Raw genomic sequence first — 20,489 nt, 5'->3', positions numbered from 1 at the left:
GGCTGGAAACGGCCCTAATCGTGCGTGAACCGAGCTGTTTTTCGTCCGCTTCTCAGCCGGCGAATGTGACGTGCGCCCCTGTCCAGAACTACTGCCGAGGCGATAGAGACGGCTATTGCCAGAAGTCCTATCACTGCGATCGCGTACTTGGCTCGAACGGGAATGTATTGCACACCGATGACGGCAGGCTGCCGTTCGCTGGAAATTCTGGCTTTATCCAAGACACCCATTGTCTCTTGCGGTTCAAGCACCAGTTTTGTGATGGCTGCAGTCACTTCTTCCGCGGTTGCCTCTACGGCTTCGGGAGAGTCCTTGACGATCTCCACAACTATTGTGGGGCTATTAAAGTTCGTCTGCCACTGCCCTCCGGCGCTTGGCAAATATACAGCCACGGCATCCCGCAGACCGGTGCCATAGAGTGGCGCCGTCGTCGGAAGCACTGACGCGTTGGGGTGCCCGGCCTCATAAAGGCGCTGAATGATGGCAGCATAGTTGACGATCGATGAGGCCTCAGTGCGCAATGCGTTGCTTTTGGTGGCTCCGGGTGGCGCCTGGAAGTCGATGTTGAATTTGGCGTAGTAGCTTCCATGAACGTTGTTCACGGAGAAGCCAAGTGGGACAAATAGAAGTAGGACCAGCAACGCAACATACCACCGTCGTTTCAAAGCACCCCCGATGCGTCGAGCACCCGTATTTTCATGGGCATCTGCCCCGTGCTTCAAGGGATCTTCCAACGTGCTTGGGTTAGCTTGGCGAAAATTCCAGTGAGCACCACAGAGGCCCACAATGAGAAAATACATGCCCATAGCTTGTGGAAAGTGGAAGGAATCAAAGAAGGCGCTCAATAATGCACCGGCCATAACGGCCGCGCATAGTGCCGGCCCCAGTGCTCCAATCACCGGGTCAGGCCCGCGCCTGCGCAGAAACGTTGTGATCATGGCAGTCAACGCCATGATCACGAATACGGCAGTTCCAACGATGCCGATCTCGATGAGGAAACCAATGTACTGGTTGTCAAAAATTCTGTACTGGGGTCCCATGGTACCCAGCCCCCTACCAAAGGCAGGCGAAACTCCAACATATCCACCCAACACGGAATAGCTATCCGTTCGGGAATCCACGCTGGGATCATTGCCAGAAAACATGCCAATGATTGTCCCACTCAGTCCCGGAACCACCACGTACAGGACTCCAACACCGGCCAGCCCGGCCCAAAGCGCCATCCTCTTTACGGCGGGTTCCCACGTGGGGATGAGCAGCAGTAGTACGGCGACGATCCCCAAGAGTGCTGACCTTGTCACCGATAGAAATGCCGCCATGAAGATTGCTGCAACGGGAAACCATCTGGGAAACAACTTACGGTGCGATTCTCTAATAGCCATAGTCAGTGCAATGGGCAGAATCATGGATAACACAGCTGCGTATTCGAGGGCATGCCGTGCCGTTGACTCAGGACGGACAAAATCACCGCGGGTGTCAACTCCCCCGGTACCACCCGATGCCAGCCCAGGAATTTGGATGGCATCGACAATGTTGTGGCCGGTGAAGAACTGGGCCAATCCAAGGACAGCGTACAGTCCCCCGGCCAATGACAACCTGCGCAGGAAGACCAAGAAACGCTCGCGGTCATTGATACCGTCATTGGCCACCAGCACAACGCCTGTATATGAGGCAATGTTCAGCAACACCATGTTGGATGAATTTTGGTCTGTGAACGGTAACGACGTCGAAGCGGCCACAACATAGCTGACGAGGACGGCAAGGACAAAACCTAGGAACGTGATCCTTATGGGCTGTAGCCGACGGAACTCATGAGGTCGAATGCGGCGAACATGATGCCAAACCCACCACAGGAGCATGCCGAGACCAAAAATGGTGGAAGGAGATCCAGCCCCTCCAAGTGCACCAATACCGCGGTCAGAAGGAATAGCCAACAATAAAAACAAGTAAATTGTCAGCACTGAGATAGCATCCCAGGGCTGCAATTTATGGGGTTGTGGGAGCTCTTTCAACCAGCTCCTACCCTTGCGAACTTGTGCCGTTTGCAAGCTATGTGCCGACGTCTGCGGACGATTCGACGTCGTCGGAGTCAGCTTCCGGTACGTGTTGTCGCTTACCGCTGCGACGAGTCGCCCGCTCAGCAGCGGGCCTGGTTGGCTGGCCCGTGTCATTCACGGCCAGCGGCTCGCTCTGCGGGGCCTGCCCTGCAACCAACTGCATGGGACCGAAAGGCGTGTCTGCGCTGTTGACGTCTTTCTTGTTCTTTTTTTCTCTACGCCGGGACATGAGCCTGTCAATGAACCCGGTGAGTAGTAGTGTGGCTGCCAATCCGCCAACCGCGGCAATCGCTGTCATTTGGATTTGTTTTTTCGCTACTATTGTTGGTTCTAGGTCAGCTGATAACGTCATGGAAGCGATCACAGATTGGGCTGGTACGTTCAGTTCTTTCTGCAACTGCCCAAGAGTAGTTGGGACCAGCTCCATTGCACCACGCAATAATTCCATCGTCTCACCCGGGCTGTTCGCAGAAACCGCCACACTCATGATAGGCCCTGATGTTGTAGCATCCTTGGCAATTGCTATGTTCGCTCCAGGATACTTATCTGTTAAAGGTCCCGCTATTTCTGGAGAAACAACTTTTACTTGCAAAACACCCAGTGCTTGGTCCAGACCTCCGAGGTACAAGTAGGGGTTGTCGCCTACCGTCACAGCCACAGCTGGGGGAATCAGGACTATGCTACCTTTTGCCTCATAAGTTGGCGAGACGGTGACAAAAGCAAAATAAGTGATAAAACCCGTAATAATTAAACCGATGACGAGAAAGTACCATCTACGTAAACAACTAATAAGCATGTCCCTTACGAACATATAACCGTCCCCCTCGACAGCTCATTATTTCCTGTGACGCCTACTCTATCCCGCATTTATGCCTCTACCACTGTTCGATTGGTCTTCTACACGCTTATTTTTTGCCACAATGACTTTGAGACGTTCCAGCCCACCCTTTCCTCCAAACGCCAGAACCACATTTTTAGCGACTACCCTCAGAGCATCTTTGGTTGCTCGGGCAGGGTTAAGCACTAATCTGTCCATGGCCAGTTCTAGAGACCGGGGCTCTAATGCATCTGCCATACCGACAGCAAAGATGTCCCTGAATAGTCCGGGTCCGACCCGGCGCCCGCGCACACGGTTGCTGACATTACCTGTATGGATGACCTGCAACCAGCCGGGGGTGCCGCCAACTTCTAGCACCTTCATTTTCTCACCGAGCTTAGTGTGCCAGTCTGACCAGCAAGTTACAGGGCTGGTCCAGGATTCACTCACCGAACAAAACGCATTAACCTTGTCCCTGCGCAAATACAGTCGGTTTCCTTGTTGAATGAGTCCATTAACAACGTAAATGGCTGTACGGCTTTGATTCTGTACAGCCTTTTGGAGCCGTTCCACAAAGTCAGATGCGATGCCATCGTCATTATCAAGATTTGTGGTCAGTAGACCCTCTCGGCTGGCACCTGTCACTCTTCGAAGATCCTCAAGTAACGTTGCATGAGGTACTTCATCCCGATAAATGGCGATAAAGTCTCCGTCACGGGCCAGTTCGGCAATACGGAGTTTGAGCCATTTTGGACTTTGCGTGTCAAAATAAATTATCCACTGAAAGTTCTTTATACTTTGACTCCTAACTGCTGGCAGACAATATTTTTCAAATAGTATTTGTCTATCTCTGAGCCAGCCCTCCTGTGCACGCACCAAACTTTCCACGCCAAGTGAGGGGAGATTGAAGCGGGTCAACAGCACATGGTCAATATTCATCGCTGCGTCCTGTTCCGGGCTGGCAAAATGTTCATGGGTGCTGTTGCCTTCTTTATCTACTTCTCGCTGGAAGCTCATGCTGGGGTGCCTCCAATCAAGGACATCATTGCCTTGGCCCTTGCATCCCAGGTATGCATGCCCGCAAAGGCCCGTCGAGAAGCAATGCCGCTTTCAGTAGGCAGTTCATCTAAGGCACAGCGAACCATTTCTACAAATTTCTCTTTAGTTTCAGCCACCTCAATCCATTCACTGTTCAGCCAACGTGTGGCGGGTAAATCGCTGCTGACCACGGGCAGCCCAGCCGCTAAATAATCCAGCGTCTTAATAGGAAAACTCGCCCGGTTGAACTCGTTATTTATATAAGGAGTGATGCCCACAGCCATGTTTTGCATCTTGGCGAACACTTGGTTTTCCGGAATCTCACCAAACCAAGTGACGTTGTTGGCGTTCAAAAAACGATCCAGCCGTTCGGTGGCCGCAGCTTCCCGTTCTCGGCGCGGCCCGATCACTTCAATATCTACACCGCTTTTAACCAGCGCATCAAGCACATCGAAATCCAGCCGTTCGTTAAGTTGGCCCACTAACCCCACGGCGCCACGACGCTCTTCATTGGCTGGCGCCAGTGCCAAGACAGCACAACCATTGGGTAAAACAACGGCACGCCGGCGAGCGGTTCCAACGCTGGCAAGGTCTGCCAAGGCCGGAGATACAACGCAAACAATGTCAGCAGCAGCAATGTTTGTTCGCAAGGTCGATGAAACAGACGCACAGGACAGGCCCATCATGCCAGCACCAGCCACCCAGTCGTCGGTAATATGCAAGATCCTCTTTCCAGAGACGCCTGCAGGAAAAAACTCGCGGGGGGAGAGCAGTATAGTTGCGAACTCATCGAAGGGTAGCTTGGCAAGGGTTTTGCGGATGGCTCGCCCAACAAGACGATTAGCAAAGCTGCGGATCATTGGACGGGTGAAACCAGGTGGAACAGCAACCCGAAGGCGCATCAAACCCGGTTTTAAACCATCTAAGGCGTAGCCAGGATTTAGGGGTGGGCATCCCTTAGATGCCGGACCGGCAACTGGCACGGCCGGATCAACCCATAAAACCGATGTTCGCCTGGACAAGGCTTCAGCCAGCCTATGATCTGTTCCCCTAGTATTTTCCCATCGACTTCCTGGCATCATGACAACGAGTCGTTGCTGATCAGCAGTCATCCTCTAACCACCACCGGTAGCGTGCCGGACTTTAGTACCGGTTGAGCGTTGAAATCGTCGCGTGAATGGTTGCCGAGAAAACGAGCGGTGAGCTGTTGTTGTTTGTACCGGCCAAAACGTGCACTCGAGGCGCCCCAATGCCGGGCTAACGCCAGTACTCCCATAGGTGGTCGGGAACGAGCCTCTTCATAGAATTGCAACTGTCTCAGAGCAGCCTGCTCCAACGAGTAACGTTCGACCACTAATTTTCTAGCGAAACTCCCTAGCTCACTACGTAGGTGCTGATCAGTGAGCAATGGTGTAAGTATCGCGACCAGCCGGGACACTGCATCCTCGGCTCCCGGTCCTGCCCCATACCAGCCCTGCCATAAGAACGTGGGGGCGGACTCCTCTGAGAGCAGACTCCAAAATCCGCTCTCGCCTTGCACCACCAGTGGCAGTCCAAAGGCCATTGCCCGTAGCGCAGAGCCGCCCATACCAATGCTCACATCGGCGCAGTCGTAGGCCGATCTAGGATCTGTCAACTCCCCAACGAGAAAAATCCGCTGCACACCCAGGTTCGAGTTAGCTCGCTGCGCAAAAGTCCGTACATCCTCAAGTGCCGGACCGTCTCCGGCTATGACAAGTTGGAGCGCAGCATCCTTGTTCATCTCCTCAACGGCCGCGATGGCATACAATATCCCTTCCAATTTCATCTCATGCGCCAGACGCGAAACAATCGAGACGGTGAAAACCTCAGGATCAGCCCCTACCTGGGCCAAAAAATTGGACATGTCCAGTTGAGCTTCTGAGCTATTTAGGACTGTGTCAACGGGCGGTTCTAGAAGTCCCATGTGCGCGCGGCCAAATTTGCTTTCGAGATCAGCAATCTGTTTGGTCCCCACGAGCAGCGACAAATGTTTGGGAATGAACGGTGCCACAGACATGGACATGACAGTGGACACGGCAACCGCAGGACTCTTACCCGTGCAGGCCAGTGCTGCCTCCAGTGAGGGTGGCCACTCATATGCGTGGACTACATCGATCCCGTGCTTTTTCACGATCCTGCGCAGGTCTCTGACAATCCCCGGTGTTGGACGCCTGTGGACTGCCGGGGACGGCAGAAATTCAAGCCCCAATTCTTTGACTTTGTCCACCAGGGGCCCATTCTGCCCGTAGACAACCACTTCGTGGCCAAGGCCCTTTACTGCAGCGGCTAGTTCAATGGCGTTGAGCTGGCTGCCGCCAATGGCCATATCGTGAGGGTAGACAAGAATTTTCATAGAGACTCCACTTGTGACTTGCCCCAGCTGCGAATAGCAGCCAGGTCCCGACGTCGAACAAAAATCAAAATAACCATGGCCGCCGTGCCCAAACAAGTGGCAGCAAGTATGCCCAACAGTGCCGAGTCCATGATGTTCGCAGCCAGATAACTGCCGGCTGCAATGGGAATAGCGGCAACCACGGGCAACCAAACCTTGGCCAACAGTTCAATCAAACGGAAGCCCCTGTTGATCAGCATCTTCACGTAGATCGGGAGCACTACAAATGCCGCCACTGCCACCGGAGCGGCTGCCAAGCCGGCGAGCCCACCCCACGTTGCCCCCACCCAGAGCGCTGGTACTAGAAGGACCAACCACACAATTTGTACCTTGAAGATTTTTCCGGAGATTCCCAGCACCACTAGGTAGTCATAGACCAGCTCAAACATGATCCTAAAAGCGGCCAATACAGCTAACCAGCTCAGCGCTGCTGCTGCCGGAGCCCATACCTGGCCATAGACGAAAGTGACCAGCGGAACTGCTGCTCCGGCCATCACAGCAACTACTGGCACCACGGCTGCCGCCACAACCCCCACAAGTGAGAGCATTGCGGCACGCATGGCGGGCGGGTCATGCTGCAGTTTGGCAAAAACTGGTGGAGCCACCCCCCGCAACGGCTGAGAGAAGATACTGGTGGGCCAGCTGGAAAGGTTAAACGCCAACACGTACAGTCCCAGAGCCACCGCCCCTAAAAGTTTCCCGGCGATAATCTGATCCACGTACCCCACAGCAAAAACCAGGATGCTTGAGCCCGCCAAGGGCAGCCCAAAGACCAACAAGGAGTGGATCTTTTCCCTATTCCAGCCAAATCTGACGGGCAGCGGCGAGTATTTGATGAACAAAAACGCCGCCACAAGGCTGGCAATGACCCGCCCAATAGCAAGACTCATGGCACCCATGCCCATAAAGACCAGCGTCACGGATATTATTGCACCCAGCCACACATTGACTTGGTCAATCACCATTCTGCGGCCTTGCAGAAAGTCCCGCTGCATCAATGCCGCAGGTGTGGCCACGGTGCCGTTGATGACAACGCACGTGGCAATAACCCGAACCACGCTTGTGGCGCCCGGATCACCCATTGCTGCCGCAAAATACGGTGCCAGTGCGTAAGCACCAATGAAAATGATGGTACTGCTGAGAACCGAGATGGTGGTGACTGTCCCAGCGATCTCTTTCGGATCGCTGGGCCAGCGAACTATGGCCAGGCTAACGCCCAATTCGTTAAAGCTAAGAATTGCTATCAGCGCCACGAACGCAATCGCATAAGTGCCAAATTGGGCGGGCCCGAGCATACGAGCCAAAACTATCCCAATACCGATGGTGCCAAACCTAGAAATGACCGTGTTGAGCAAGCTCAGTGCTAGCGCCCGGGAAGGCGTGGGTAACACTGACTGTTTGGTCCGGGCAGGAATTGCCATTGCTCTCACCGCATCCGGAGAGTCTCTGCAAGTGACTGCACGACCCGGCGCTGTTGTTCTAGTGTGATGTGCGGGAAAAGCGGCAGGGACAGGATCCGGCCGGCAGCCCTTTCAGCCACTGGGAAGTCACCTTCGCCTTGGCCCAGGTATGAGAAGGCCTTTGTCAGGTGGACCGGCGTGGGGTAGTGAATTCCCGCGCCGATGCCCGCGCTGTGAAGTTCATCCAGCACACGGTCCCTGTCATCTACCCGCACTACATAAAGGTGCCATGCGTCCGTATTGCCCGGTCGGGACTGCGGCACCGTGACTGCCGGCACTTCCGCCAACAACTCACCGTACCTAGCCGCAGCATCCCGGCGCAGCGCATTCCACCGTGCCAGCCGTTTGAGCTTGGCGCTGAGAACCACGGCCTGGATGGTGTCAAGACGTGAGTTCATGCCCACCACGTCGTGGACGTATTTGGCACTGCTACCGTGCCCGCCCAAAAGGCGGATTTGCGCGGCAATATCCGGATCGTTGGTGGTGACAGCTCCCGCGTCTCCAGCCGCACCAAGGTTCTTCCCCGGATAGAAGCTGGTTGCCGCCGCGATCCCAAAGGACCCTGAAACTTTTCCTCCGTAGGAGGCGCCTTGGGACTGGGCCGCATCTTCGATGACGGCAATCTCAAAGGACTGGGCAATAGCCAGAATCTCTTCCATGGGCGCCAGCTGCCCAAACAGGTGCACAGGCAGGATTGCTTGAGTTTTAGTTGTGACTGCCTGGGACACTTTCTTTGGATCAATGAGCAGATACTCCGGGTCCACATCCACAATGACGGGAACGGCACCGATCCGCGCCACGGCCTCGGCCGTGGCTACAAAGGTGTTCGCTGGAATGATGACCTCTCCACCAGCGCGCACGCCTGCTGCCCGCAGTGCCAGTTCCAGCGCATCCGTACCATTGCCAACACCAACGCAATGTGAGGTGCCCGTAAACCGCGCGTATTCGGATTCGAACCTGCCCACGGCAGGGCCACCAATAAAGGCTGCCGAACTCAGAACCTCATCCAGCTCCGGACGGATCTCAGAGAGAATCTCTGCCTGTTGTGCTTGGAGATCAACCAGTGGAATTTGTTCCATGTCAGTGTTTTCCATTCTCAGAATTTTTATCCGTCGGTATTCCTTGGCCATGCAATCGGCGAGCCGGAACGCCAACCCAAGTTTCGTCGTCGGGCATGTCCTGTAAAACCACGGCCCCCATGCCCACGGTGACCCCCGCCCCCAGTACGCAGCCCTCGCGCACGCTTGAGTTCATGCCCAGGTAGGCGCAGCGGCCAATGCTGACATCCCCTCCGAGGCTCACTCCAGCGGTGAGCGTGGCGAAGTCATCCACCTCGTTATCGTGAGTGAAGGTGACGCTGGGCATAACGACTACGTGGCTGCCGAGTCTGACACCGGCCGTCAAAACTACGTTGGCAAGTAAGATGCTGCCAGCGCCAATGACAGAGCCCTCCGAGACGAAAGCAGTCCTATCCACCACGGAGGTATAGCGGACACTGCCAATACCCAAGCCCGCCAATGCGCCCGCAATTTTCTCCCGCGCCGATCCCTTGCCGGCGCACAGGACAAAAGAGGCCGTGGGGAATGCTGTGGCGTCGCTGATCCTGCCCAACACGGGAAGCCCGTCAATGTACTCTCCGGCGAGCTCCGGATCGTCATCAAGGTACCCGACCACGTCAAACAGGCCGGAAGCGCGCGTTGAGGCAAGTACCTCGCGGGCTAGTCCGCTGGCAGCGACCAGGATCAGTTGTGTCATGGCTAGTTCTTTCCCGCCAATTGCATTGCCTCAATGACACGGTCTTGTTCCGCATCGGTGAGCTGGTGATAAATAGGCAGTATCAAAGTGTTTTCGGTGAGCCGCTCCGTCACGGACAGGCTCGCCGTGCCGGTGTCCCTGTCCGCGTAGGCTGGTTCCCGGTGAGATGCCATGATGCCGCGCCGAGCGGATATCCCGGCCTGGGCCAGGACGGCCAGGACGTCTTCACGGGAGCGGCCAAATTCCGGCAGCACCTCCAACCAAAATGATTGGAAGTTACTTGTCCCGTAGGACGGATCCTGTGACAGCCGAATTCCCTGCAAATGCCGAAGTTCCGCCGTGTATTTGGCCGCAATGCTGCGCCGCCGCTCTACCGCCTCGGCAAGCCTGCCCAGTTGCACCAGACCCACAGCCGCCTGCATATCCGTCATGCGAAAGTTGTAACCAATCTCCAAATATTGTTCCTGAGGGGCTAGCAGGGCCGAATGACGGTCCTTGGCCGATGCGCTCATGGCGTGCTCCCGTAGGCGCCCTGCCCGCAGCGCCCACTCTTCCTTGGAGGTGGTGAGCATGCCGCCCTCCCCCGTGGTGAGGATCTTTCGGGGGTGAAAGGACCACGCCGCAATGTGTGCACCGGCCGCTACCGGACGCCCCTTGTACGTTGACCCTGCACCGCATGCTGCATCTTCCACAACCACAATGCCCAGCGGATCACACAACGCCAAGATGGGATCCAAATCAACCGGCATACCGCCTTGGTCCACCACAATGACGGCCTTGGTACGGGCTGTCAGCGCCGCTTCAATGGTTGCAGCGCTAATATTGCCGGTTTCCAGTTCGACGTCGGCAAAAACGGGCCGCGCCCCCACATACGTTGGTGCGTTGGCTGTTGCGATGAAAGAAAATGAAGGCACCACGACGTCGTCCCCCGGCTGAACTCCGGCCACCGCGAGCGCCAGGTGAAGAGCCGTGGTGCAGTTGCTGGTGGCCACCGCATGGTTGGCTTGCTGGTTCCGAGCGAAAGCTTGCTCAAATTCTGCAACTTTGGGTCCCTGCGCCACCCAGCCGGAGGCAATAACCGCGGCAACAGCCTGCGCCTCCTCAACACCAAGCCATGGCTTCATGACGTTGATTCGTGGCAGTGGCTCGGCGGTGGACTCGGTGGTGGGATGCTCAGTGGCAGGTGCGGTATTCATCGAGCGCCACCCTGACCGCTACCCACAAGCCTGCCGGCGGCGATTTCATCACGCAAAGGTGCCCACCATTGGACAAGTTCCTTCAGACCCTGCTGCAGTCCCGTAGTGGCGGAGAAGTCCAGATCGCGCTGAGCTGCCGTTACATCAGCTAAGCGCCGTTCCACACCATTGACTGCGCGTTCGGGCCCGTGTTCCACATCCAGTTCAGAACCCATCGCTTTGAGCAGCTCTTGGGCTAAACCAAGCAGGCTGGTCTCGGTGCCACTAGCCACGTTGTAGGCGCCCTCGGTCACGTTGCTGGCTGCCGCCAAAATGTTGGCCCGGGCAATGTCTTCGGTGTAAACAAAGTCCATAGTCTGCAATCCATCCCCAAAGATCAGGGGTGGACGGCCATCGGCAATGCGTTCCATCCACCGCACCAGCACCTCGGTGTACAAGCCGTGGACATCCATGCGTGGACCGTACACGTTGAAGTAGCGCAACAGCACGTAGTCCAGGCCGCTCATGGCTTTGAAACTGCGTGCCATACCCTCGTTGAAGGACTTGGCCGCACCATAAAAAGTGTCATTATTGTGGTGGTGGTGGCGTTCATTAGTGGGAAATACCTCCGCCATTCCATAAACCGAGGCACTGGAAGCGGCAATGACCTTGTCCACTTTGTGGGCCGCCGCGGCTTCCAGCACGGTGAAAGTACCATCTACCAGTACCTCCAATGCCAACCGCGGCTCCTCAGCACACTGGGTGATACGAATGGCAGCTTCATGGAACACAATGTCTTTACCACGTGTGACATCATTGACCAGATCGCGATTGCGCAGGTCTCCTTCAACCAGGTGGACCTTGCCGCTGGCCATGGCCGTGGCAAGATTTCCCCGCCTTCCCCGCACCAGGTTATCCAGCACATCAATATGGGCCACACCGGCCTCCAACAGCTGGTCAACGATCGCTGACCCAATGGTTCCCGCGCCACCTGTGACCAGAACATTGGCACCTTGTAACTTGCTCATCGCGTTTCCTCCAGTTGAAATTCGTAATTGGCCACGGGGCTCTGTTCGCCGTCCGCTGCCAAACTCTTGCTTGCAGCCTCTAGGACCGAGAGGACGCGAAGCCCTGCCACGCCGCCGGTCCGGGAGGGGCGTCCCTCGTGGATGCTGTCAGCAAATTCAGTCACCATCAGCCCCAACGCTTCCTTTTCCGGCAGGGCCGGGGACCAGGTGTCACCGAGTCTGTAAGAGACTGCCTGTGCCTTGCGCTGGACTTCGCTGGTGGATGCTTTTTCAAAGTTGACACCACGGTCATACACACTGATGCGCTGCTGTGGATTCAGGTCATCCCACACCAGGGTTCGTTTAGAACCACCAATGACCATTTGCCGAATCTTGGTGGGGCTGAGCCAGTTCACATTGATGTGGGCCATGGCATTGTTGGGCAGCGCAAACGTCAGGTGCCCCACACATGCCTTGCCGGTACCCAGCGGATCAGCGCCCTGGGCTGCCACGCTTTCAGGGCGCAAACCACCGGGGAGGATGAAGTCAATAACGGAAAGATCATGCGGTGCCAAGTCCCAGAAAACATCTACGTCCGGTTGGATCAGACCCAAATTGATGCGGACAGAGTCAATAAACAAGATCTCCCCCAGCGCATCCTCAGCAATGAGTTCCCGGATTTTCAGTGCGGCCGGGGTGAAGCAGTAGGTGTGGTCCGCCATCAACGTCAAGGAATTCGTTTCCGCAAATTCAACCATTTCCACGCCCAGGTGCCACTGCGCAGCCAGCGGTTTCTCAACCAGCACATGCTTGCCCGCCCGCATGGCAGCCATGGCCACACCGTGGTGTGTGCGTGCCGGAGTTGCGATGGCCACGGCATCGATTTCCGTTGAAGCTAGGAGTTCATCCAGGGAGGCGAACACTGGCACATCGCCTAAGGGGCGGGCTATCGCTAGCGCCCGCTCTACATCCATGTCCACTATTGCGCTCAGCTCCCAGGCTGGGCTGGCTTTGAAGTTTCGGGCCAGGTTTGGCCCCCAGTACCCGGCGCCGATGACGGCCACCTTGAGTACGGGTTTTTCGGTAAGCAGGTTCAGTTGATCCAATGGATGGGGTATCGAGACCATGACACTAATTCCATTTCCTTTATATTTTTTTCCTGTACCGCACGTTCGTGCGGTGGTTCTGGATGTGGAGCTCTAGTACGCTCCGACGGGCTCTGCAACCGCTTTGAACGTTCGCCACAAGATGACAAAATCTCCTGTGAGCGACCAGTTCTCTACGTAATACAGATCAAGACGAACAGCTTCTTCCCACGCAAGATCTGAGCGCCCACTGACTTGCCACAGTCCCGTGATGCCTGGCTTGATGAGCAAGCGGCGGTGGGCGGGGCGTTCATAGAGAGCAACCTCCGATGCCAAAGGCGGGCGCGGGCCTACCAGGCTCATCTGACCCACAAGTACGTTCCAGAACTGTGGAAGCTCATCCAGGGAGAATTTGCGCATCCAGAGTCCGGAGCGGGTAACGCGTGGATCCTTGGACATTTTGAAAAGCACCCCTGCGCCTTCATCACTGCCCTTCAAGGCCGCCAGCCGGGCTTCGGCGTCAACAACCATGGAACGGAACTTGATCATCTTGAAGGTTTCCCCGTTGCGACCCACACGTTCCTGATGGAACAGTGCCGGACCGGGGCTGCCAAGTCTGACAACAGCCCCAAGGATCACCAGCACCGGCAGCAGTACAAGTAACGCGGTCGCGGACAGGATAACGTCCATTGCCCGTTTGAACGCATGCTTGGCTCCGGAGTATTGAGGCAATTCCACATGCATAAGTGGCAGCCCCTCCATGGGGCGGAAATGCACGCGAGGACCGGCCACGTTGGTCAGACTCGACGCCAGGACCAGCTCCGTGGACATATCTTCCAAGCGCCAACCAAGTTCCTGAATTGCTTTGGGTCCGCCAGGTAATACGCCGGCTACCACAACGGCCTCGGCACCGGTTTTGCGGACAACGTCAGTGATATCAGCCAAGGTGGACAACACGGGAACCCCGTACCATGGCTGCTTTAGTTCAGTGTCTGAAGCCAAGGTGGTCAACGCCACGCCTGCTACGCAGTAACCTGCCGAGAGGTTGCTGCGGAGGTGGCCAATCACGTATTCCACATCCTGCGGGTTACCCAGCACCACCACGTTGGAGAGTGCCTTCCCGGCACTGCGTTGTGCTCCCAACCAGTGGCGCCACAGCCAACGTCCTGTAAGCAGGAGCAGTATGCCCAGTGGAAGGGCAACGGCAAAGAAGCCGCGAGATACATTGAGTTGGAAGACCACCATGATCATTGCCATGAGCCCAAAGGTCCGCAGCGTGGATTGCACTACCCGGCGGTATTCGCTCACACCAATGCCAAAGACGCGCTTTTCCCGGGATCGGCTGTATTCCAGATCAATATTCCACAACAGAACTATGGCCAGGCAAACCCACAAGTATCCGCGTTCGGAGGTGGTTGTGGATCCCACAAGCGGGCTGGGGCCGAAGCGCCACAGATAAGCCACGGCAACCACCACAACGCTGATCAAGGCATCGCTTACCCGTAGGCGGTTTAAGTACGAGGTGCTCCATTTGGCGCTTTCGCTACGAGCCTCCGTGCCAGCACTAGCCGGGAGCGCATCCCAAACGCTGTGCTGCGCGGGGGAGGACTTACCGGTGTCAGAGACTTTCCTCTGGGGGCGAGCCAGCGCTTTGCCCAAGCGAGGATGGAACTTTAGTTCCGTCATTGTCCGCTCCCCGAAGTCAACAGGGGTGCGGTCCTCTTGTAAAAAGAAGGAGCCGACGACGGCTGGGGGAAAGCCTTGGTCTCAGAAGGCTTATCCGCCGCCGGCTCCGCATGTGGAGTCCTACCATGACAGTAGGGCTGGTTAGTTGGTCCATGATTTTGGCGGCTGACTGCACAGAAAGAACGGCTGATCTCCAGCTGGTTGTTTCTTCCTCCAGCATGGAGGTACGCCGTTCTAATTGTGCTGAGCATCATGAGACCTTCTGGTTTGAGACCACCCGAGGTTCTCGGGGTAATTAGAGTCAACGCCAGTTCAAGTCATAGAACACGAGTGATTCCTACTCGACTTTGCACTCACCTGTGTACTCGGTTCCTTACCAAGTACTCGGGTCTGCGCCGTGGGCACTAGGTACCGTCACATTCCGCTGCCAAATTCAACGCTGAATTTGGCGTTAAATGGACGTGTTTATCCGCAGTAGGTACACACCATTTCAGTTGCCGGCCGTGCCGGAGGTTGCCCTTCCAGGCAAAACTATTTTTGAATTTCCAGCACTTCGATCGCCAGCGCGAGTTCTTCACGGGAGGAAACGCCCAACTTTGCGTAGGCCCGGTAAAGGTGACCCTCCACAGTGCGCAGTGAGACGTTAAGCTTTTCAGCAATTTCACGGTCGCTGCAAGCCGCTGCGGCCAAAGTGGTGACTTCACGTTCACGCCGCGTCAGCTGCGCATTCACCGCAAACTTGGCCCGAGCCTCCAACTGCGCAGCGGATGCCGGAGGCGTCTTGGAACGATGTTTGAGGCTTTTCTTAGCCCCAGCAGTTACTAGCGAAATTTTGCTCCGCGCTTGACGTGCAAGCCCAAGTAAGCCAGCGCCAGAAAGTAGACTCTCTGCCTCCACCAACGCCTGGTTCTCACCGGTGAGAAGAGCTTGCGCATAGGCGCCCACGCTGCGAGCCCACGGGCCTTCTACCCCGGCTGCAACAGCTCCAACACGAGCGGCAACGCTGTCATCCCCCAGTTCCAGCGTAAGAACCAACGCGTTTAGTTCTAACATTGAAGAACCATCGGCACCTGCCGCGTTGGCTTGTGCCAGCAACTCGGCTAGTCCGGGTCCCTCTGGTTGCAGCAGATGACGGGCGGCACAAAAGTAGGCACGCTCGTGTGCGAGGACCACAAACATCCCCGTACTCTCCACGTATTCCTCCATGAGTTGCGTTGCCATCCCATGCCGTCCCAAACACGCAGCCGCGTAGGCGGCCATGGCCGTGCAGTAGCCGAGCAATTGTTGCGGGTCACTGGATCTCAGTGCATCGATGCCTGGTAGTAGCGCCTCCAGGGCTTCAGAGTTCAGTCCACACCGCAAAAATGCCATACCCCTGACCACACTTACACCGCCGCCAAATGAGAAAACCACTGGTCCAGCTTCCACAGAAAAATGCTGCAGCACACCCTCCGCAGCCGCCCAGTCACCAGCACACAAAGTGGCCGCAACATGCCTAAGAAGTATGGTTTCCGGCAGAAAGAAAACATCATCCTGCTCAGAATGCTCAATTGCGAACGATTCCTGTGCCCGCACCAAAGCCTGCAATGGATAACCCTGAGCTGTGAGCCGTTCGGCATCCATGGCTAGTGCCACGGCGCGGTACAGCTTCTCTGATGCCGTGCCCAGTTTGTTGGCCCGGGCAAGGACCATGGCCAGTGGAGCCATGTCTGAGTAGCGGCCCTCTCGGGATAACTCCATCAGCGTCAGAAGCAGCGCACTTTTACGGCTGTGCTCCAGGATGTGATCGCCCTGATCCGGGTTCTCCAACGCCAGCCGTTCACCAGCCTTGCGCAGTGCGTCAGCGTCGTCTTCAATGGCCTGTACCGGCATCCCCAACGCCGAACGGGTTGAGGCACGCAGCAACGTGCCAAAGAGCAGATCTTCGAGGTTTTGTGCGTCCTCTGGCATGGTCTGCATATAGGCGAAAGCTCCGGTGTAGTCACCAAGATCGTATTTTGCCCGGGCCCTGACCATGTTCGCACGGAGTTGGTACTCCTTGCCGCCAATGGCATCCGCCAAACGTAAAGAGATGGCTGATTCATAGAGTCTGCCCGCATAGGTGGCAGCTTGCAGAATTAGCTTGTCATCAACATCTACACCGATTTCCAGTGCCCATAAAACCCGTCGCAACAGCGCGTGGGAGTCCAAGGCCTCCCAGCCCAGCCGCGTAACGAGTTGTTCATGCAGATGCCGGCTTTGTCCGATCGGGACCAGCTCACGAATCATTTCCCCATAGACGGGATTGACCAGGGAGAGCAACTCCGAGTCTGGGTGACGGTGCTGCACCAAGTTCCATTCACGTAGTTCGTTCACAGCCACGGCTCCGAGTAGCTCCTTCACCACGGGGGCGTCAATCGGCTCAGCTAGGGCAATTAAGTTCAAGGCTGACTTGCCGGCATCGGAAAGTCCTCGAAGTTGCGTACGAACGGATTCGCTTAATTCCCGACCGTGAGCGAAATTGCCGTGTGCCAGAACCCACCGGCCACGTCTCAGCGCGAGTTGTCCATTTCTTGCCGCGTCACCTAACATAATGCGCAGCAGGAGGGGGTTCCCGGCAGAAGCGGACCAAAAGTGCCTGCTAGTTGCCGCTAAGACCGGGCCGCCCAGGACAGTGTCACAGAACTGGCGGCCCTGTTCCAGGCTCAACGGTTCCAAAATGATGTTCTCTGCCATGCCTGTAGACCACAACTTCGGCAGTGGTTCCGGCATAATCTTTCGGCTCACATGTGAGGCCACAACGTTCATAGTGCCGGACATGACCAAATCCACCAGAAGCTTCGAGGTGGATGAGTCTATGTAGTGGGCGTCGTCAATAATTATCAGCGGTGGATCAGCGGTGGGCTGCACAGATAAAGGAAGCAGCTCTCTAAGCCGCTCAACTTCTGCCAGCAGCGCGTGCAACACATTCGTTGCGGCATTTATGTGTCCTTTGCCCGCCCTAGTCATCAGCGAGGCAAGCACGCCGTAGGGGACGTTAGAGAGTGATAAAGAGCCGTGGATAAAGACAACCGGCACATATTTGCCAGCTTCAATGCTCAGCTCACGGAGAATGGAGGTGGCACCTAATCCGTTCTCTGACGTCAAGAACACTGCACGGCACTCCTCCGTGCGAATAACGGAGATGATGTCTTGCAGCTCTGCCTCCCGGCAGAAAGGTGGTTCAAGGATTGCCGGTGTTCCCGACCGGGCGCACTCAGCGCGCTCTGGCGGGCTCACAGCTCACTAAACAATTCAAGTTCGTCTCTGGAGGAGATGCCTAGCTTGGCAAAGACCTGGTACAGATGGCCCTCAACGGTGCGCACAGAAACTCCAATTCGTGTTGCTATGGCGCGGTTACCTTGACCGAGTCTGGCCAACCGCGCGATCTGCAGTTCTCTTGATGTCAATTTCACTGCAGGTACCGTGGGAGAAATGGGCAGTACGGAAAGGGTATGGCGTAACCGGTCCAAACGCTTTTGAGCTGACATCGCGGCCTTCGAATCTCCCAATATATGAGCCAGGTCTAGGGCAACGGCTGCGCTGCGGAATTCCACTGCCGGAAGTTCCAAGGCTTCCGCTTCCGCTGCTGCTTCCAAAGCCACCCGGGGATTGCCAGTGCGGTGAGCTTGAGCGAGAGCAACATTGATGCCAGCCATGGCTCCCTGCCGTTTAAGGGAGGACTCCTCTAGCCATTTGAACTCTTCATCCGTGCCTGTGAGAGTTGCACCAAAGAATCCGATCGAGGCTGGGGTGAATTTGCCTTCCGCGGCGTCCGCCAGTGCAGTGGAAACCATGCGTGCGGGGATGGAATCATCGCCCATCCATCGCTGCGCCATCTGCTGGAAGAACTTTGCCACGGAACGGTGCGTCCACAGCGTGTAGGGCGCCGCAATTTGCGCCTTTTTCAGATACAGTCTGGCATTTTTTTCATCATCGCTCTGCGCAAAAGCGAAAGCCAGTGCCGAATAAACCAATCCAAGGCTGTGCCATGTATCCCTCACCTCCAGCTGTGCTGCCGCCGTTAAAAGTACACTTCCGGCCTGGGCACCCAAGCCGGCATAGGTGTAGGCAACGCCTAAGGCAAGCTCAAGCACGCCACCGCCGTACGGAGTAACGCGTACGTACTGTTCAACCACGTCCTTGAGTAACGCCTCGCAGGTCCGCCACTGACCGCTCCACGTCAACGCCAACACCCTGGCCTGCAGATGCCAGTCCGAAAACCTCAGCACCACATCAAACTCGTTCACTTGTGCGTCAATGGACGCGGACAGCTCCATTGACTCAACTTCCCGCCCGGTGGCTGCCATAACCATGGTCAACAGGCAGGCACAATTCAGCCGATATGCGAGGTCCCCTGTCCCCTTGCTTTCCGCCTCCAACTCCTGAGCAACCTGGGCAAAATCGCCCTTGTGTACCAGGAAGGAAAAGCGGGCTAAATTGAGGTGTCTGCGAGCCAACACTGTTTCCTGATGGTCCGTGGGAAACTCCTGTAAGCGCAGCTCCAGCTCTGCCAACACCTGTTCAATCCTGAAGTAACCACCAGGAACCCACAGCAGAGAATTTACCAGGTCACTGGCCCATGCAGCCTGCTCTTCGGCGCAACGGCCAGCCAACATCCGTGGGTCAACGACTTCCAAAACAGCAACTGATCTGGGGTAATTCGCCATAATATAATAAGCCCGGCTGCGTGCTTGGGCTGCTTCTACTTCCAGCTCATGACCGGCGGGCACATGCGCGCAGCAGTCCAGTCCCAGCTTTGGGTCACCCAACTGAACAGCGGCCCTGGCCGCTGCAATGGCAACCTTTGGTTCCATAACCATCCCGGCATCATTACTCCATGCCGCAAAGAGCAAGAGCTCCTGATCAGTCATACCACTTGGATCCAAGCTTACAATTTCAGAAATCTCCTGGAAGAGTGAGGCTTTCTCCGCAGTGCTCAACCAACCACTGACCGATTCAGCGATGTAGTTTTCTGCTAGTGAGACAGTACGTCTGCCACCACGCGCAATCTTGATTAGGCCGCGTTCCTCCAGTTCCCAGAGTGTTTCCTCACCCAAGACGGTGATGGCTACAGACAACGGTAGCCGTTTGAGTACGGCCATTTTTCTTACGCCTTGATTGACCACGGCACTTTCCCGGGCCAGCCTGGAGAAGACCACCTCGGATAGGACGCTGTCCCAACTCACGGCTGAGAGATCCTCTAGTACCCAAACACCTGCACGGTTATGCAGCACACCCTGCGCCAAGTACTCATTGACCAAGGCGTGCAGTACTAGCGGGTTTCCAGCACTGGAGTTAAAAAGGCTGCCCACCACTGATTCAACCACTGTCCCGCCCAGGGCTTTAGCCAACAGTGCCCTGGTTTCTTCTCTGGAGAATGGTTCGATGCGGGTTTCGCCCAGCAGCCTGTCCTTGATCATCCACACGATGTCTTCTGGCAGATCGCCTGGATGCCGGGCCATAACCATCAGTTTGGCAGTCCCGGATAGGAGTAAATGCATGATGACTCCCATGCTGGAAGTATCCACGGAAGGCAAGTCGTCCAAAACAATCACGACCAAGCGGCCCCTGCCATCTGTTTTCACAACGTCAGCCAGGGCCTCAAGAATACTCACCGCTGACTCGCTTTGACGCTCAGTAAGCCGCGCCATGAGGACCCGAAATACACCGTAGGGCACAACGGTTTCGGTGTCGTTGCCGAAAAGTCTAATGAAGTGAGCCTTGTTAGCGAGTTTGTGCTCCACACTACGGGCGAGGGTGGTCTTGCCTACCCCGCGGGGGCCCATAATGGCGGCACCATAAAAATTATTGTCGCTGAGTTGGGCAACAACAGCATCAACCGTGTCTTGACGCGCAAGAGCCGACCATCTTCGTCTGTCCCCGGCCCCCATGGCACGGCGTCGACTTGTGCTTCCGTCACCGATTTCGGTTTGAGTCGCCAGTCCGTCCCATACACTCGTCACTTGGTTTATCCC

The 20,489-nt window shown here is 56.2% G+C and carries 14 protein-coding genes; all 14 read right to left on the bottom strand.

Annotated features, from left to right (window positions below):
* Positions 1-14: 14 nt before the first annotated feature.
* A complete protein-coding gene (locus tag AAFM46_RS04575; RefSeq protein ID WP_343319820.1) occupies positions 15-2,012 on the bottom strand; it encodes an O-antigen ligase family protein in 1,998 nt (665 codons plus the stop codon).
* A gap of 37 nt (positions 2,013-2,049) precedes the next feature.
* Positions 2,050-2,853, bottom strand: a complete 804-nt coding sequence (locus AAFM46_RS04570) for a hypothetical protein (protein WP_343319818.1) — start codon at positions 2,851-2,853, stop codon at positions 2,050-2,052.
* Positions 2,854-2,913: 60 nt separating this feature from the next.
* A complete protein-coding gene (locus AAFM46_RS04565; protein WP_343319817.1) occupies positions 2,914-3,891 on the bottom strand; it encodes a glycosyltransferase in 978 nt (325 codons plus the stop codon).
* A complete protein-coding gene (locus AAFM46_RS04560) occupies positions 3,888-4,814 on the bottom strand; it encodes a glycosyltransferase (RefSeq protein WP_343319816.1) in 927 nt (308 codons plus the stop codon). Before AAFM46_RS04560 ends, AAFM46_RS04565 begins: the two co-directional genes overlap by 4 nt.
* A 206-nt stretch (positions 4,815-5,020) precedes the next feature.
* Entirely contained in the window at positions 5,021-6,286 is a 1,266-nt protein-coding gene (locus AAFM46_RS04555; RefSeq protein ID WP_343319815.1) for a glycosyltransferase, read from the bottom strand.
* A complete protein-coding gene (locus AAFM46_RS04550; RefSeq protein WP_343319814.1) occupies positions 6,283-7,746 on the bottom strand; it encodes an oligosaccharide flippase family protein in 1,464 nt (487 codons plus the stop codon). Before AAFM46_RS04550 ends, AAFM46_RS04555 begins: the two co-directional genes overlap by 4 nt.
* A 5-nt stretch (positions 7,747-7,751) precedes the next feature.
* Entirely contained in the window at positions 7,752-8,879 is a 1,128-nt protein-coding gene (locus tag AAFM46_RS04545; RefSeq protein ID WP_343319813.1) for a DegT/DnrJ/EryC1/StrS family aminotransferase, read from the bottom strand.
* Positions 8,866-9,540, bottom strand: a complete 675-nt coding sequence (locus AAFM46_RS04540; protein ID WP_283530369.1) for an acetyltransferase — start codon at positions 9,538-9,540, stop codon at positions 8,866-8,868. The genes AAFM46_RS04545 and AAFM46_RS04540 overlap by 14 nt, the downstream gene beginning before the upstream one ends.
* A gap of 2 nt (positions 9,541-9,542) precedes the next feature.
* The gene (locus AAFM46_RS04535) at positions 9,543-10,736 is read right to left on the bottom strand and encodes a DegT/DnrJ/EryC1/StrS family aminotransferase (protein WP_343319812.1); all 1,194 of its coding nucleotides are present in this window, start codon (positions 10,734-10,736) and stop codon (positions 9,543-9,545) included.
* A complete protein-coding gene (locus tag AAFM46_RS04530) occupies positions 10,733-11,743 on the bottom strand; it encodes an NAD-dependent epimerase/dehydratase family protein (protein ID WP_343319810.1) in 1,011 nt (336 codons plus the stop codon). Before AAFM46_RS04530 ends, AAFM46_RS04535 begins: the two co-directional genes overlap by 4 nt.
* Positions 11,740-12,849 (bottom strand): Gfo/Idh/MocA family oxidoreductase, encoded by a 1,110-nt coding sequence (locus tag AAFM46_RS04525; protein ID WP_343319808.1) that lies wholly within the window; start codon positions 12,847-12,849, stop codon positions 11,740-11,742. Before AAFM46_RS04525 ends, AAFM46_RS04530 begins: the two co-directional genes overlap by 4 nt.
* A 72-nt stretch (positions 12,850-12,921) precedes the next feature.
* Positions 12,922-14,493: a sugar transferase gene (locus tag AAFM46_RS04520; RefSeq protein ID WP_343319807.1), complete on the bottom strand. Its 1,572-nt coding sequence runs from the start codon at positions 14,491-14,493 to the stop codon at positions 12,922-12,924.
* A 531-nt stretch (positions 14,494-15,024) separates the two neighbouring features.
* Positions 15,025-17,751 carry a LuxR C-terminal-related transcriptional regulator gene (locus tag AAFM46_RS04515; protein WP_343319805.1) on the bottom strand — a complete coding sequence of 909 codons (2,727 nt, stop codon included), beginning with the start codon at positions 17,749-17,751 and terminating at the stop codon, positions 15,025-15,027.
* Positions 17,748-20,477: a LuxR C-terminal-related transcriptional regulator gene (locus AAFM46_RS04510; protein WP_343319804.1), complete on the bottom strand. Its 2,730-nt coding sequence runs from the start codon at positions 20,475-20,477 to the stop codon at positions 17,748-17,750. The genes AAFM46_RS04515 and AAFM46_RS04510 overlap by 4 nt, the downstream gene beginning before the upstream one ends.
* Positions 20,478-20,489 lie beyond the last annotated feature (12 nt).

Source organism: Arthrobacter sp. TMP15, from assembly GCF_039529835.1.
Taxonomy (GTDB): Bacteria; Actinomycetota; Actinomycetes; order Actinomycetales; family Micrococcaceae; genus Specibacter.
This window is presented reverse-complemented; position numbering and strand designations above follow the sequence as displayed.

Bases quoted from the DNA above. Each gene is read 5' to 3' on its own strand.
- AAFM46_RS04570 (WP_343319818.1), bottom strand. From the start codon at position 2,853: ATGCTTATTAGTTGTTTACGTAGATGGTACTTTCTCGTCATCGGTTTA.
- AAFM46_RS04565 (WP_343319817.1), bottom strand. From the start codon at position 3,891: ATGAGCTTCCAGCGAGAAGTAGATAAAGAAGGCAACAGCACCCATGAA.
- AAFM46_RS04560 (WP_343319816.1), bottom strand. From the start codon at position 4,814: ATGCGCCTTCGGGTTGCTGTTCCACCTGGTTTCACCCGTCCAATGATC.
- AAFM46_RS04555 (WP_343319815.1), bottom strand. From the start codon at position 6,286: ATGAAAATTCTTGTCTACCCTCACGATATGGCCATTGGCGGCAGCCAG.
- AAFM46_RS04550 (WP_343319814.1), bottom strand. From the start codon at position 7,746: ATGGCAATTCCTGCCCGGACCAAACAGTCAGTGTTACCCACGCCTTCC.
- AAFM46_RS04545 (WP_343319813.1), bottom strand. From the start codon at position 8,879: ATGGAAAACACTGACATGGAACAAATTCCACTGGTTGATCTCCAAGCA.
- AAFM46_RS04540 (WP_283530369.1), bottom strand. From the start codon at position 9,540: ATGACACAACTGATCCTGGTCGCTGCCAGCGGACTAGCCCGCGAGGTA.
- AAFM46_RS04535 (WP_343319812.1), bottom strand. From the start codon at position 10,736: ATGAATACCGCACCTGCCACTGAGCATCCCACCACCGAGTCCACCGCC.
- AAFM46_RS04530 (WP_343319810.1), bottom strand. From the start codon at position 11,743: ATGAGCAAGTTACAAGGTGCCAATGTTCTGGTCACAGGTGGCGCGGGA.
- AAFM46_RS04525 (WP_343319808.1), bottom strand. From the start codon at position 12,849: ATGGTCTCGATACCCCATCCATTGGATCAACTGAACCTGCTTACCGAA.
- AAFM46_RS04520 (WP_343319807.1), bottom strand. From the start codon at position 14,493: ATGACGGAACTAAAGTTCCATCCTCGCTTGGGCAAAGCGCTGGCTCGC.